Source organism: Sinorhizobium glycinis (assembly GCF_001651865.1).
GTDB lineage: Bacteria > Pseudomonadota > Alphaproteobacteria > Rhizobiales > Rhizobiaceae > Sinorhizobium > Sinorhizobium glycinis.
In genome coordinates this window covers 1,031,866-1,046,437 of the sequence record NZ_LPUX01000053.1, presented here as the reverse complement: position 1 = coordinate 1,046,437, position 14,572 = coordinate 1,031,866, and the positions used below count along the sequence as shown (strand labels likewise).

The 14,572-nt window shown below is 64.2% G+C and carries 13 protein-coding genes; 4 read left to right on the top strand and 9 right to left on the bottom strand.

All coding sequences use genetic code 11. From position 1 onward, the window contains the following. Positions 1-15: 15 nt before the first annotated feature. A complete protein-coding gene (locus AU381_RS09730) occupies positions 16-486 on the bottom strand; it encodes an aminoacyl-tRNA deacylase (RefSeq protein WP_064241505.1) in 471 nt (156 codons plus the stop codon). Positions 487-651: 165 nt separating this feature from the next. After that, on the bottom strand, positions 652-1,839 hold the full coding sequence (locus AU381_RS09725; protein WP_064241504.1) for a hypothetical protein: 1,188 nt from the start codon (positions 1,837-1,839) through the stop codon (positions 652-654). Between the two features lie 38 nt (positions 1,840-1,877). On the opposite strand from AU381_RS09725, the gene AU381_RS09720 reads away from it, so the two are divergent. The 3 genes from AU381_RS09720 (at position 1,878) to AU381_RS09710 (ending at position 4,765) form a co-directional block, all read left to right on the top strand. After that, complete coding sequence (locus AU381_RS09720) at positions 1,878-2,183, top strand: hypothetical protein (RefSeq protein WP_064241503.1); 306 nt, start codon at positions 1,878-1,880, stop codon at positions 2,181-2,183. Positions 2,184-2,301: 118 nt separating this feature from the next. Further along, positions 2,302-4,053, top strand: coding sequence for a hypothetical protein (locus AU381_RS09715; protein WP_064241502.1), 1,752 nt, complete (start codon positions 2,302-2,304; stop codon positions 4,051-4,053). Between the two features lie 103 nt (positions 4,054-4,156). Beyond that, positions 4,157-4,765 carry a helix-turn-helix transcriptional regulator gene (locus tag AU381_RS09710; RefSeq protein ID WP_064241501.1) on the top strand — a complete coding sequence of 203 codons (609 nt, stop codon included), beginning with the start codon at positions 4,157-4,159 and terminating at the stop codon, positions 4,763-4,765. A 273-nt stretch (positions 4,766-5,038) separates the two neighbouring features. Here AU381_RS09710 and AU381_RS09705 read toward each other — a convergent pair whose 3' ends face one another. The 6 genes from AU381_RS09705 to spdA form a co-directional block, all read right to left on the bottom strand. Further along, positions 5,039-5,467, bottom strand: a complete 429-nt coding sequence (locus AU381_RS09705) for a DUF1810 domain-containing protein (RefSeq protein WP_064241892.1) — start codon at positions 5,465-5,467, stop codon at positions 5,039-5,041. Positions 5,468-5,513: 46 nt separating this feature from the next. Next, the gene (locus tag AU381_RS09700) at positions 5,514-6,500 is read right to left on the bottom strand and encodes an aldo/keto reductase (protein WP_064241500.1); all 987 of its coding nucleotides are present in this window, start codon (positions 6,498-6,500) and stop codon (positions 5,514-5,516) included. Positions 6,501-6,594: 94 nt separating this feature from the next. Next, on the bottom strand, positions 6,595-7,179 hold the full coding sequence (locus AU381_RS09695) for an IMPACT family protein (protein WP_064241891.1): 585 nt from the start codon (positions 7,177-7,179) through the stop codon (positions 6,595-6,597). Between the two features lie 262 nt (positions 7,180-7,441). Beyond that, the gene (gene putA, locus AU381_RS09690; protein ID WP_064241499.1) at positions 7,442-11,149 is read right to left on the bottom strand and encodes a trifunctional transcriptional regulator/proline dehydrogenase/L-glutamate gamma-semialdehyde dehydrogenase; all 3,708 of its coding nucleotides are present in this window, start codon (positions 11,147-11,149) and stop codon (positions 7,442-7,444) included. Between the two features lie 187 nt (positions 11,150-11,336). Further along, a complete protein-coding gene (locus tag AU381_RS09685; RefSeq protein ID WP_064241498.1) occupies positions 11,337-11,651 on the bottom strand; it encodes a YkgJ family cysteine cluster protein in 315 nt (104 codons plus the stop codon). 56 nt (positions 11,652-11,707) lie between these two features. Further along, on the bottom strand, positions 11,708-12,514 hold the full coding sequence (gene spdA / locus AU381_RS09680; RefSeq protein ID WP_064241497.1) for a 2', 3'cyclic nucleotide phosphodiesterase SpdA: 807 nt from the start codon (positions 12,512-12,514) through the stop codon (positions 11,708-11,710). Positions 12,515-12,716: 202 nt separating this feature from the next. Here spdA and AU381_RS09675 point away from each other — a divergent pair, with 202 nt between their 5' ends. Continuing rightward, positions 12,717-13,751 carry a proline racemase family protein gene (locus AU381_RS09675; protein ID WP_064241496.1) on the top strand — a complete coding sequence of 345 codons (1,035 nt, stop codon included), beginning with the start codon at positions 12,717-12,719 and terminating at the stop codon, positions 13,749-13,751. A gap of 53 nt (positions 13,752-13,804) precedes the next feature. Here the strand turns inward: AU381_RS09675 and AU381_RS09670 are convergent, their stop codons facing one another. After that, positions 13,805-14,338 (bottom strand): sel1 repeat family protein, encoded by a 534-nt coding sequence (locus tag AU381_RS09670; RefSeq protein WP_425288617.1) that lies wholly within the window; start codon positions 14,336-14,338, stop codon positions 13,805-13,807. Positions 14,339-14,572: the final 234 nt, after the last annotated feature.

Sequence of the window (14,572 nt, the reverse complement as noted above, 5' to 3'; positions counted from 1 at the left end):
CGTATTTGGTGCCACTCAACCGGGATGGCTGAACCGAGCCACCTGCGCATCCCGCGTCAGGTTGCGGAAGCTGGCGCCGCTCATGTGCACGAGGGTTCTGTGGTCGCCGCCCTCAAAATAGACGTCGTTGGCCTTGTCGAGACTCTCGTCGAGAATGACCGGTACGCCATAGGCGGATCCGATGGGCGGCACTGCGCCGATATCGCAGTCGGAAAAGAGCGAGCTGACCTCTTCCTCCGAAGCGAGGCCCAGACGCCTGTTCATGACATCCTGCAGCGTCGAGAGCTCGACCCGATGCGTGGCCGGAACGACGGCAAGCACATAGCCCGTCTCATGGTGCACGACCACGGATTTAGCCAGCCGGTTGCCCGGAACATGGGCGGCCTCCGCCGTCTGGCTGGTCGTAGCGGTACGGTGATGAGGGACGGTGTCGTAGTCGATACCCTCGGTCTCGATATAGTTCTGGAGTTTCCTTGCGATCGTCATCGTAGGCGCCCCTTCTGTTGAATAGTGACGCAGAAAGGGATCATTCTGCTCTGATCGTCTGCGGAGTCAACGATGAATGGCCGCAGGCAATCGCAGCGGGTACGCTTGCGTCGGGCAGCTCACAGCGCTTCGCGTGGCATCGGTGAAGGGGCCGCTGCTCGTGTCTCACTGCGCTCCGAGTTCCACGTCCCCGTCGAAATTGAACACCGCTCGAACGCTGAAGATGTGGGCGGTCTCGTCGGCGTCACGCGCAACCGTGTAGGCAGCGGCGAATTCCCAACCTTCGAATGACGTGCCTTCCTGGGGCTCGTAGATGGCTTCGAAATCGGCAAGATGCTCGCGCGTGTCCGGCTCCCCGGCAACGAGGTTCAGTTGCTGCGTATAGCTCGCAACATAAGTTACCGGCTCCAGTTCAAGTGCCGCGGAGCCCGTGAGTAGCCAGGCATCGTCGGAGCCGCCGTCGAAATGCCGAAGGTAAGTAGTTTCGCCGAGCAATCTGAGTGTCATTTCGTCCAGTTCCACGCTCGTCGTCGCGGCGGCGAGGTAGGCCAGTTCGTCGCCACCCTTCAGCCTATCCTCAGGTTCTTCGCGGCTGGGCTGTCCGGCGGCTTGATATCGCATGCCGAACCTATAGCCGAAATCGCCGTCAGAATAACACGCGACTGGCTCCGCCCCTCTGCAGCCATCAAGCGTGATCGAGAAGGAGGAGAGGCCATCGGTATTGCCGGCGCCCCCGTCGGACAGTCTCGTCCGGCCGCGACGGGTGAACAGGGAATTGCTGAGAAACGACCGGTCAGTCGTGAAGGCAGTCGCGGCCAAGGCCTGCTTTATGCCAAGGCCGGCGAAGTCAAGCACGACTTCGGCGCCAAGCCGCTCGTCCGCGTCGATATCCGAGAGCAGCTCCGTGGCATTGATCCCCGGCGCAACCTCGCTGGCAAGGCTGAAGATCGTATCGAACTTTCCGGCCCTGATGGTAGCGGGTCCCGCTTCGGCGCTGGTATAGAGTTCGGCCAAGTAGGACCCGACGCCGTGAAAGATTTGATTCTCGCCAGCTTCCCGCTCGATGACGTGTTCGGTGATGATGGAGGTGGCGAACCGGAGATTGTCAGTCGGTGCAAGAAACAGGTCGACCGTGATTGTCGGTTCCAGTTCGTCGGATTTCAGGAGCGAGGGATCGGCGGCAAACACCCAGTCGTTCTGAACTTCGGCCGAGACTTCATAACCGGCACAAGGCGCCGCGCAGCCTTCGACAAGGACCGGCAGCCGGTCTTCGGCCATCGCTGCAACCGGAAAGACCAGCAACACGGCACCGCTGCAAACGACGGCGAGGACGATGCATACCGGCCTCTTCAACCCTGCGCACCGACGGCTGGCCGTGGCACTGGCCGGAGTTGGCGAGCAAGGGCGAGACTGTGGAGGCGGCCAGCGGGCTTGCTAATGCCTTCTACCGAAGAAAGGGAAATCCGCATGGCCGTCATCCTGTTTTTGCCCGGGCCGAGACCATAGCCGATGATTTGGTTGGCACCAATGCCGCTGCGGCCTTCGACACATCCGACGAACGTTTTCCCTTGGACACGGCAAGCGAACCGGCGGCCTTGCCGGACGCGGCGGCCGCCTATGTCCTGGCCATGGCCAGGATCCTCGCGCGGGCAGCTTATCTCACATCCGTAGGACGGCTCGTCCAGTTCGTTGAATGACCGGGCCTTTTCCGCGTCACGCCTGCCGGATTCCCGTGAGACGACAGTAACCGCATGCTCGGGCGGCGAGCGGGCGGCTGGGGCGTGTCCGCGATGCCATCACCTCGGAGGACATGTCATGGCCATCTTGCCGAATTTTGGTGCGGCGACCTTCATCCCCGGAGCGCCGATCAACAACCCTTACTTCCCCCTGATCCCCGGTCACGTCCTGAGCTACAGCGGCGACGAAATCGATCCCGACACGGGGGAGGTCACGACGGAGCGCAATGACTTCTTCACCACCTCTGCGACATTCGAAGTGCGCGGGGTCACCACGACGGTGATCCGCGACACGGTCTACGAGGACGATGTGATTCTCGAGGACACCTTCGACTGGTACGCGCAGGATACCGCCGGCAATGTCTGGTACTTCGGCGAGATCGTCGTCAACTACGAATACGATGACGACGGTAATTTCATTGGCGTCAACCACGAAGGCCAATGGTCGGCCGACGATCCGGGGAATCAGCCCGGTTGGGCGATGAAGGCGAGCCCGGAGTTCGGACCTGCCGTCTATCAAGAATTCGCGCCGGGTATTGCCGAGGACGAGAGCATCCTCGCCGAGACCGGGCTCAGCCTCAAAACGCCCCTCGGCAAATTCAAGGACGTGATCAAGACCATCGACAGTTCGGCGCTCTCCACCGGTGTCGAGTTCAAATTTTACGCACCCGGCGTGGGCCTGATCACCGAAACCGCCGTGGCGCCGGACGGCACGACGACATCGACGGTGGACCTCTACCGGCAAGGGATTGTCGGGCAGGAGGATCCCGACGATAGCGACGACGTCACGCCGGCCCTGACGAAACTCGAGGAAGGCAAGACGATCGAGGATCTCGCCGACATACGGGATCTCGACGTGGCGGACTTCGCCGGGACCGGGACGACGAAGCAGGTGACGGTGCTCGGCGGCTCCACGGACAGCGCCGATGCACTGGGCGCCTATTTCATCGATGAGGCGACCGGAACCATCAGCGAGGGACGCATACTGGTCGCGGATCTCTCCGCTGCGACGAGCGGGACATCGGTCGCCGTCGACGTTCCGGATGGCCAGACCCTGGGTCTCTTCCTGGTGCGCGGCACCGACGAGATCGGCGTTGATCTGGACGAGTTCACCGATGGCGGCCTGCAGCTCAAGAACCTTCTGACGGGCGCGCCGGCCAACGTGAACGATCTCTTCGCCCCGACCGTCATGGATGATGCCGGCAACATCCTGCCGATCCAGCCCTTGAGCGCGCTCGGCGCCGATGACGGTGGCAATCTGTTGAACCCCGCCGGCAGCATGCAGGCGATCGGGCTTTCGTCGGGCGCGGCAGGGGCAAGCGGCATCGAGATCATCGGCTTCGAAGACCGCCTCAACACCAGTCCCGAATATGACGGTGATTTCAATGACGCGATTGTGGCTGTCAGCGACGCACCGATCCCCGCCGAAACGCTCAGCCAGCTCGTACGTGAGGCCGGAGGCGGAAAAACTGGAAACGCAGCCGTTAACCGGTCGACCGGCGAAGTCGGAGGCGACGTCCCCGACGACGAGCAAACCGAGGACGCGGGCGACAGCGGGGCCGAAGATTCGGCGGGCGATACGCTCGACGACTGGGTGGCTGGCGACACCTTCGAGTTCGCCGATGGGTTCCATCGTGTCGGACGGATCGCCGATTTCGAACTCGACGGGAGGGACGGTCTCCTCGCGGACGGGGATTGGGTGGATTTCGGCCATCTCGAACGCCTCAGTCACGTTCATCTTGATGGCACCGATGGGCATTTCGACGGAACGTCTGACAATGGACTGAAAGGCATCGCGTCGCTCAGCGCCGACGGTTTCTTCTTTGTCTGAGTCCTTCAATCGGCGCCCGTCTGTTGCGAAGGTCCAAGGGCGGGCGCACAATGGCGGCGGCACTGCGAGTTGCGGGGCGCCGCCGCCTGCGGCGAGAGGGACGATGGATTGGACCAAGGGACGTGGCCGGCAAATATTGGTCGCGGGTGCGGCTGGAACCTTCGCACTGCTGCTTGGCCTCGAAGTGGTGAAGGAGGAGGAGGAGCTTTCCGTCGCGGAATTGCTCACGGAGGCGGTGAGCATCGCGCTTCTGGTTGGCTGCTCGGCCTGCGTGGCGCTGGTATCATCGCGCCTTCGCGTGCAGGAAGCCGATAACGTCGATTTGCGCGACAAGGTCGCGCGCATCCGCGAAAGCAATGCTCAATGGCGTGCCGATCTCGCCGATCATTTCCAGGAACTCGGCGCAGCCATTCAGCGCCAATTCGCGGCCTGGGGCTGCACCCAGGCGGAACAGGAGGTCGGATTGCTCCTGCTCAAGGGCTTCAGCCACAAGGAAATCGCGCGGATTAGGGGAGCGAGCGAAGCGACAATCCGCCAGCAGGCGACCTCGGTCTACCACAAAGCCGAGCTCTCCGGGCGCGCCGCGCTCTCTGCATACTTCCTGGAGGAACTGCTCCTGCCACCGGCTCCGAAGCCGCAAACCGCTGGACCGGGCGACAGCCAAGCTCGCCCGGATAACGCCGAGACGCACGGCCGTACCATGCCTGGCTGATCTCTGTGGATCGGTCATGACTTGTCACCACGTGCCGCCGCTCAAAAGGTGGCTCGGCAAGTCCAGCCGTTATGATGGCTCAAGACCTTATTTTAATCTTAGGGGGCCTACATACTCTCAGCATTCATGTTGGAACTGAAGCCGAAGCGCATAATTGTAATAGGATCTGGCTTCTCTTCCGCTTGCGCGTTGGACTCTGCTGACAAGGGCGCAGTGCGGCGCGTTGGCGGCAGGCTCAGGGCAGGCCAGGCTCTTGCTGTGAAGGGGCCGGTATCACGCCCTGCCGAGAATTTCCATTGTCTGAGCATCCCTGGCGCCGTTGTAGTAATGGTCGAGAGCTCTTGCGAAGGCGCCGACGGTCGGGGCAGCGGCCTCGAAAAGCGTCATCGACGAGCGGAACTTGAGATCGTCCGGCCGGCCGAAGATTTCCAGCGCACTGCGGCCCGTGACTGTATTCACCGCCTCCGTGCATTCGAGAAGGCGTCGCCCAAGAAGCGGGTGCTTGAGGTAGGCCTGCGCCTCGGCGATGTCCGCCAGCGCATAATATTGCGCCATCGATGAATGGCCGAGACCACGGATCTGCGGGAAGATGAACCACATCCAGTGGGTCCGTTTGGCGCCGGCGCGAAGCTCCGCCAGCGCGGTCTCATAGACGCCTTGCTGCGCCTCGACGAAGCGCGTGAGATCGAAGGCTTCGCTCATCGTTGCCTTGCCTTGGCGGAACGCCAGAATGCGCAGCCGCAACCCCTTACCATCGCTGGTGAACATGAACCTTGATCAGCCGCTCGTAAACTGCTGCGATCGCCTGCATGGCCGTGCCGTCGATCGGGGGAAGGGCGCTCGCCGCCGCATTCGATTGCGCCTGGGTGGCGTTGCGGGCGCCGGGGATGACGACGGAAACGGGTTCCTGCTCAAGGATCCAGCGGAGCGCGAACTGCGCCATCGGCACATCGGCAGGCACCAGCTTGCGCAATTCTTCCACCGCTTCAAGCGCCGCCTCGAAAGGCACGCCGGCGAAGGTCTCGCCGACGTCGAAGGCTTCGCCGTGGCGGTTGAAATTGCGGTGGTCGTCGGCGGCGAAGACCGTGTCCCTGCCGATCTTGCCAGAAAGCAGGCCGGAGGCGAGCGGCACGCGCACGATGATGCCGACATTTTTCTTTCGCGCCTCGGCGAAGAACAGATACTGTGGCCGCTGGCGGAAGATGTTGTAGATGATCTGCACCGTGGCGACGCCCGGATATTCGATCGCCTTCAAAGCCTCCTCGACCCTCTCGACCGAGACGCCGTAGTGGCGGATCTTGCCCTTGGCTACCAGCTGGTCGAGTGCTTCAAAGAGCTGGGGCCGGTAGTAGACGTCGGTCGGCGGGCAGTGGAGCTGGACGAGATCGAGGGTATCAACGCCGAGGTTTTTTAGACTACGGTCGATGAAGGCCTCGATATTGGCGCCGGTATAGCCGTCGGCGACATGCGGATTCAGTCGTCGTCCTGCCTTGGTCGCAACGAAGGGTTTCTTTCCGCCGCGTTCCTTCAGCACTGCCGCGATGATCTTTTCGGAACGTCCGTCGCCATAGACGTCCGCCGTGTCGATGAAGTTGACCCCGCTGTCGAGCGCGGCGTGAAGGGCGCGCTTGCCGTCCTCCTCGCTGACATCGCCCCAGGAGCCGCCGATCTGCCAGGCGCCGAAGCCGATCTCCGAAATGCTTGCGCCCGTCCGTCCCAAAATCCTCGTTTTCACCTGAAGGTCTCCTCGATCACCTATCTTCGCCGCGACGCCATGCATCTTTATCGATCATTTGTAAGATGATTATGAGACCGAGGAAAAGTGGCGTTCAGTTCTCCATCGACAAGAAAGCCCGGCCGCGACTGAGATCACTTACAAGCGCGAGCGTCGCTTCCGCCATCTCCTTCCGCAGGTCGACCGCCAGCACCGCCCCGGTGTCGGTGAAGCTTTCGCTGGCGATTGCGATGCCGCGGGCGGTGAGCCGCGCCTTGATGAGCGCGAGATCGCCGAGGTCGCAGGCGATCGTGGCACGCAGAGTTTCGGCGAGTTCGACCTTCTCCGCCGCCCTGAGACAAAGTGCGGCGGTGCCGCCATAGGCGCGCATCAGCCCGCCGCTGCCGAGCAGGACGCCGCCGAACCAGCGCGTGACGACCACCGCGACCCGGTCGAGCGACTGGCCGTCGATCGCCGCGAGGATCGGCTTGCCCGCCGTGCCGCCCGGCTCGCCATCGTCATTGAAGCGGTAGGCCTGGCCGATCCGCCAGGCCCAGCAATTGTGATTGGCGGTCGGGTCGGAATGTACGGCGAGGAAGGCCTTGGCCGAAGCCTCATCGCCGATCGGGCCGGCGATCGCCAGAAAGCGGCTCTTCTTGATTTCCTGTGTCGAGGTCTCGATGCGCTGGAGCGTGAACATCCGCTGCTTCCCGGTTTTGGAGCGGTGATAGCGGAAATAGGGGCGCTTCGTCATCCTTGATGGACTGCCTGCCGAGGCGCAGCATTGCCCCTCCCCAACCCCTCCCCACAGGTGGGAGGGGCTTTGGCGCCCGCTGCGGCCGAGTGCCGTGCCTGAAAATTTCTGCCTCGTTGCAACGGTCAAAAGGGAGTGAAGAGTGTGCGGCAAATCAAGCCCCTCCCCCTTGTGGGGAGGGGTTGGGGAGGGGAACTTTTTTGGTCGCTCAGCCAATCGCCATCAGGCTGGCATTGCCGCCGGCGGCGGCGGTGTTGATCGAAGTGGAGACCTCCTCGACCAGCCAGCTCAGGCAGTAGGCTTCCGGATTGCGGGCGATTTCTTCTCCCGAGGCGGCCTGGACCAGCACCAGCGGGCCCGGCAGGCCGGCGATCGCTTTGTTGACCTCGCGGATGCGTTCCGCGTCGCCTTCGACGAGGGCGCCGGCAAAGGGACCGTCTGCGGCCCAGTCCTTCGACCAGGAGACGCGCAGAGCGACGCTGTGCGGCAGGTTTTTCAGCGAGGCCTGCAGGCCGGAGGCGGCGTCGACGACGACGCTGTTGCCGGTCGAAAGCGCCGCGGCGAGCTGGTGGTAAAGCCCGCTTTCGGTCGCCGGCACCGACAGGATGCGGCCGCGCGGATGCAGCGCGTAGAGATTGCGCTCGCCGACGGGGCCGGGGAGTTCGAGGTCCAGACCGAGCGCCGAGATGCTGCCGGCATTGCGGGCGGCCTCCGCCTCCGCCGTCGCGCCCTTGCCGTCGAGCCACTTGGCGAAATCGAGCAGTACCGGATCGGTGTGTACGGAGCTGTGCTGCGGCGGTACCGGAGCAGTCGTCACCAGCCGGCCGAGATAGAGCGGCCCGCCGGCCTTGGGACCGGTGCCGGAAAGGCCGCGGCCGCCGAAGGGTTGCACGCCCACAACCGCTCCGATGATGTTGCGGTTGACATAGAGGTTGCCGGCCCTGATGCGGCTCGTCACATGGGCGATGGTCTCGTCGAGGCGCGTGTGCAGGCCGAAGGTCAGCCCGTAGCCGGTGGCGTTGATGTCGTCGATCAGCCGGTCGAGAGCGTCGCGGCGGTAGCGGATGACGTGCAGCACCGGCCCGAAGACCTCGCGCTTCAGATCGGAAAGCGTCTCAAGCTCGATGATCGTCGGCGGCACGAAAGTGCCCTTTTCCGTCTCGGCGGTGAGGCCGATCTGCTCCACCTTCCGGCCAAGCCCGCGCATCCGCTGGATGTGCTTCTCGATCGTGTCCTTGGCCTCGGCGGTGATGACCGGGCCGACATCCACGGAAAGACGATCGGTGCGGCCGATGTTCAATTCGTGGAGCGCGCCCTTCAGCATGGTGAGCGTACGGTCGGCGATATCCTCCTGCAGGCAGAGCACGCGCAGTGCCGAGCAGCGCTGGCCGGCGCTGTCGAAGGCCGAGGCGATCACGTCGCCGACGACCTGTTCGGCGAGCGCCGATGAATCGACGATCATCGCGTTCTGGCCGCCGGTTTCGGCAATGAGCGGGATCGGCCGCCCGGCGGGCGAGAGCCGACCGGCGAGCTGCGCCTGGATGAGCCGCGCCACCTCCGTCGAGCCGGTGAACATCACGCCCGCCGTCTCCGGCGCTGCGACCAGTGCGGCGCCGACGCGGCCGTCGCCCGGAAGAAGCTGCAGCGCGCTTGCCGGCACGCCGGCCTCGTGCAGGATGCGCACGCCCTCGGCGGCGATCAGCGGCGTTTCTTCCGCCGGCTTGGCAAGCACCGGGTTGCCGGCCACGAGGGCTGCGGCGATCTGGCCGGTGAAGATTGCCAGCGGGAAGTTCCACGGGCTGATGCAGACGACGGGTCCGAGGGCCTTATGGCCCGGGCCGAGGGTGCGGCGCGTCTGCTCGGCGTAATAGCGCAGGAAATCGATCGCCTCGCGCACCTCGGCAATGGCGTTCAGCAACGACTTGCCCGCCTCGCGGATGATCAGCCCGAGAAGCGTCGGCATGCGCGCCTGCATGAGGTCGGCGGCCCGATCGAGGCAGGCGGCTCGTTCGGCCGGGGAAATGGCAGCCCAGCCCGATGCCGCATCGGCCGCGAGGCGAGCGGCCCGTCTTGCATCCTCCTCAGAAGTCTCGGTGACCGAGCCGACCCGGTCGCGATGATCACCCGGGTTCACGACGGGGCGCGTTTCGCCGTCCGCCGCGCCGGTTGCGAGTTGCGGTACCGCCGTCCAGGCGATCGTGGCGCTCGCCTTGAGCGTCTCGGTCAGGGAGGCGAGCGTCGCTTCATTGGATATGTCGAGGCCGGCGGAATTCGTGCGCGCACCGCCGAAGAGCTCCGTCGGCAGCGCTATTTTCTCGTGCTTCGCGCCGACGACCGGCATGGCGTGGACGATCCCAACCGGATCGGCGACAAGCTCGTCGATCGAAACGCCCGGATCGGCAATGCGATGCACGAAGGAGGAGTTGGCACCATTCTCGAGCAGGCGGCGGACGAGATAGGCAAGCAGCGTCTCGTGCGTGCCGACGGGCGCGTAGATACGGCAGGGCCGGCCGAGTTTCTCCCGTCCCACCACCTCTTCATAGAGCGGCTCGCCCATGCCATGCAGGCACTGGAATTCGTATCTGCCGACCTGAAAGTCCTTGCCGGCCATGTGGTAGATGGTGGCGAGCGTCTGGGCGTTGTGGGTGGCGAATTGCGGGAAGACGACGTCGGTCGCCGAAAGCAGCTTGCGGGCGCAGGCGATGTACGAAACGTCGGTATGGATCTTGCGGGTGAAGACCGGAAAGTCCTCGAGCCCGTCGAGTTGCGCCCGCTTGATCTCGGCGTCCCAGTAAGCGCCCTTGACGAGCCTCACCATGATGCGCCGGCCGGCGCGCCGCGCCAGATCGATGATGAAGTCGAGCACGAAGGGGCAGCGCTTGCCATAAGCCTGCACGACGAAGCCCATGCCGTTCCATCCGGCGAGATCGCCGTCGAGGCAGAGTTCCTCCAAGAGATCGAGCGACAGTTCCAGCCGGTCGGCCTCTTCGGCGTCGATGTTGAGGCCGATATCGTATTTCTTGGCGAGAAGCGCGAGCGACTTCACCTTCGGCAGCAGTTCGCCCATCACGCGCGATGCCTGTGCGCGCGAATAGCGGGGATGGAGCGCGGAGAGCTTGATCGAGATGCCCGGGCCTTCATAGATGCCGCGGCCGGCGGAAGCCTTGCCGATCGCGTGAATGGCTTTCTCGTAGTCCTTGTAGTAGCGCTCCGCATCGGCGGCGGTCGTCGCCGCTTCGCCGAGCATGTCGTAGGAATAGCTGAAGCCCTTCTGCTCGAGCGCGCGGGAGCGGCGCAGCGCCTCGTCGATCGTCTCGCCGGTGACGAACTGCTCGCCCATCATCCGCATGGCCATGTCGACGCCGCGACGGATCACCGGCTCGCCGCAACGGGAGATCAGCCGCGTCAGCGCCGCGGCGAGGCTGCGGTCGTTGACGGTCGAGGTCAGCTTGCCGGTGACGACAAGGCCCCAGGTGGCGGCGTTGACGAAGAGCGACCGGCCACCGCCGAGATGCGACTTCCAGTCGCCGTCGGCGATCTTGTCGCGGATCAGTGCATCGCGGGTCGCCGTGTCGGGAATGCGCAGCAGCGCCTCGGCAAGGCACATCAGCGCCACGCCCTCCTGGCTCGAAAGCGAGTATTCCTGCACCAGCCCCTCGACGCCCGAGCCGTTGTGCTTGGCGCGCAGAGCCTCGACCAGCTTGCGGGCGGTCCTTTCGGCCGAGTCTCGTATTTCCCTGGGCAGCGTCGCGGCTTCGACGAGCGGCGGCAGGCATTCCGTCTCAGGCAGGCGATAGGCGGCCGTGATCGCCTGGCGCAGCGTGCTCTGGGGCCGGATCGGCGCCGCAAAGTCGGCAAACGGCGCGGGGGCGGCGTCGGCCGTGATGGTTGGCTTTTGAAGCTGGGTCTGTCTCATCGAACGCGGTCCTCCACGCGGGGTAGCAAGGCACCTTGGCGCCCTGAAATTCGTGGCCGAAAATACGCTTCATGGCGCCGAACATCCATCCGGCAAATTGCCTGCGTCGCAGGATGTTTCTCTATACATGCTGCCAAACCGAGAGAAACATACGGTTCACAGGATCATGATCCGCATGTTCCATCATTCAAGCCGCGGCGCCGAACAGGCGTTGGCGGGCCATCAGGCATTCGTCGTCTCCGGGCATGCAGGTCCGGCAGACGATCGGTCTGACGGCATAGACCTTGCAGGCGACGAATTTTCCGAGCGTGCCCTCGAGCGCCGTGCAGCGGTCGTTCTCGCAGCGCATGCCGCCAAGGTCGGGGGCGACATGGTCCGCCGGTATTCGCTCGAGCTCCTCTTCCGTCTCCAGGGAGAAACGCGGCCACTCGGCCGAATAGGCGCAACAGGCGCCACAGCTTTGACAATCGAAATCGTAGCTCAGGGAAAGGGAGAGGGTCATGGCGGCAGCCTACCACGAAGCCGAAAGCGTCGAAATGGTCAAGGTTCAGGCGCGTCTCACGCCTCTGCCGCGTCGCGCCTCGCGATCTCGTAATCCTCGGTATGCACCAGTACGCCGTCGGCGGTGACCACCGCGATGCCGTAGGCTGCCGGCTCGTCGACGGAAAGCGAGGCATCCGTTATGTCGAAGGGCATCGGTTGCTGGTGGACCGGGCTCTTGAAGATCGAGAAGGGAATGCCGCGGCTGGAGCCGCTGATGGTGCGATGCACATGGCCGGCGAAGATGTGGCGCACGTTGCCGTGCCGTTTCACGAGCCCGTAGAATTGCTCCTCGTTGATGAGGCGGATCATGTCGATGCCCGCAAATCCGCTGGCATGCGGCGGGTGGTGCATGAACACGAGAACCGGCTGGTCGCCGGCGCTGCCGAGCTGCCTGTCGAGCCAGGCAAGACGTTTTTCGCACAGATGGCCGGCATGGCTCATCGGATAGTCGTAGGGGGGCGCAAACAGCGTGTCGAGCAACACGGCACGGCAATCGGCAAAATCGATCACCTGCTGCACGAAGCCGTTCTCGTCCCTCGCGGCCTCCGGGAACACCTCCAGGAAAACCTCGCGCCGGTCGTGATTGCCGAGCATGATGGCCGCAGGCGGAACCAGTCCGGAAAGCAGATCCTTCAACCGTTCGTAGGAGACGCGGTCCGCCTGGTGCGTCAGGTCGCCTGCAAAAATCACCCGCTCCGCATCGGCATGGTAGCGGTTGATATGGGCAATCCCGTTGGCGAGCCGCCGGTAGGGGTCGATCCCGATGATCGTCGTGCCTTCGGGAACCATATGCAGGTCGGTAAAAATGATGAGCTTTGTCATGGGGGCGTGTCGCGATAGTGCACCTGACGGCACGCTCCTCCCCTTGCGTTCCGCGGTCAAGCGGCATCTTTGGGCGGGTCATGGTGACGCTGCTGTGCAAGGAGCCAGCGGGCGATCCCTTGCGGGTCGATCACGAACGCGCTATGGATCAGCTCGGGGTTCTGATATATCAGCTCGCCTCGTCATATCCGGAGACACGGTCATGAGATGGAAGCGCACGATCCAGTTGCTGGACGTTCACTGCGAGGGCGAGATCGGCAAGGTGGCGATCGGCGGCGTGCCGAAAATCCCGGGCAACTCGATCGCCGAGCAGCTGAACCACATCAACACGGTGGATGACAGCCTGCGGCGGTTCCTCTGCCTCGAGCCGCGCTCCGGATCGATCGGCTCGGTCAATCTGCTGCTTCCCCCGAAGCGGCCGGAGGCGGACGCCGGCTTCATCATCCTGCAGGCCGACCAGGCCCATGCCATGTCCGGCTCCAATTCGATCTGCGTGACGACGGCGCTGCTCGAATCCGGCATGATCGAGATGAAGGAGCCGGAAACCGTGGTGATGCTCGATACGGCCGCAGGTCTCGTGAAGGCGACGGCCACCTGCCGCGACGGCCGCTGCGAGCGGGTGAAGCTCACCATGGTTCCGTCCTTCGTCCAGGAGCTGGATGTCGAGTTGGACACGCCCGAATGGGGCCGCATCAAGCTCGATCTCTGCTTCGGCGGCGTGTTCTATGCCCTGGTGGATGTCACCCAGACCGGTACGACGATCGAAAAGGCGAATGCGCGCCGGATCGTCGAGGCGGGCATGGCGCTGAAGGACCTCGTCAACCGCACGCTGCCGGTCGTTCATCCGGAAATCCCCGAGATCAGCGGCGTTGCCTATGTGATGTTTCGCGATACGGAGGCGGACGGAACCGTCAGGACCTGCACCACCATGTGGCCGGGCCGCGTCGACCGTTCGCCCTGCGGCACCGGTAGCTCGGCCAATCTCGCCACGCTCCATGCGCGCGGCAAGGTCAAGCCGGGCGACGTCCTGAAATCCCGCTCGATCATCGGCTCGGAATTCGAAGTGGGCCTCGAATCCGTGACGATGGTCGCCGGGCGTGAGGCGATCATTCCGACGATTTCGGGCCGAGGCTGGACCTTCGGGCTGCATCAGGTGGCGCTCGACCCCTTCGATCCGCTCGCCGACGGCTTTGCGCTGACCGATACCTGGGGGCCGCAGGCGGGCGAGATCCGGTAGGGCAGGGATGCGCCGGCTTCGGTTGGTGGCGCGTTAGAGCCTTTCAGTCTTCGTCACCGGACTTGGTCCGTCGTCGCCCGTTCGAACCACAGGGCGGCAAGCCGTCCGTCGACGTCCGTACCGACGCCGTCCCGATAGGCGGCAGCGAGATTATGGGCGGCGACGGCATTGCCGGCGGCCGCAGCGCGCCGGTAAAGATCGAAGGCCGCTTCCGCCTCGCCTCGCTCAACCAGTCGGGTGCCGTACATCGCCATCGCCAGCGCGTGGCCGTTTTGCGCGGCTTCGCCGAGAATGCGAAGCGACTTCAGCTTCTCGCCGGCCCGGTCGAGAACGCGGGCGAGCTGGAACTGCGTCCGCGCGCCACCATTCTGGTTATAGGCCTCGCGGCAGGCCGACAGCGCCACGCCGATGCGGATATCTTCGCTGGCGACAGGTGGAAAGGCCTTGTTGCGTTCGAGATCGAGTTCGCTGCCGGCTTCCCGGTCGCACTGCTCGGCGGGGGTGAGATCGGCGGCGCGTGCCGCGGGAGGCGCGGCGAAGGATAGGAGCATCGCCGTTGCAATGAGAGGCGCGCTTGCGACGCGCATGGGCGATTTGATACGGGTGTCCATGGTGCTCTCCCTATGCATTTCTCCTTCAATCGACATGCGCAATGCAAAGTGCGACCTTTGCGCGTCTGATGGGACGCGCGGCGCTGTAGTCAGGCCACTATCCTAGAACTGCCGGGAGGCGGTGCCTGTTCCAAGCGAAACAGCGAGCATCCGGAGCGCCGGTGAACTCGGCGGGACGGGCGTCTTGCATCTTCGAAGCGTCGGTCTATC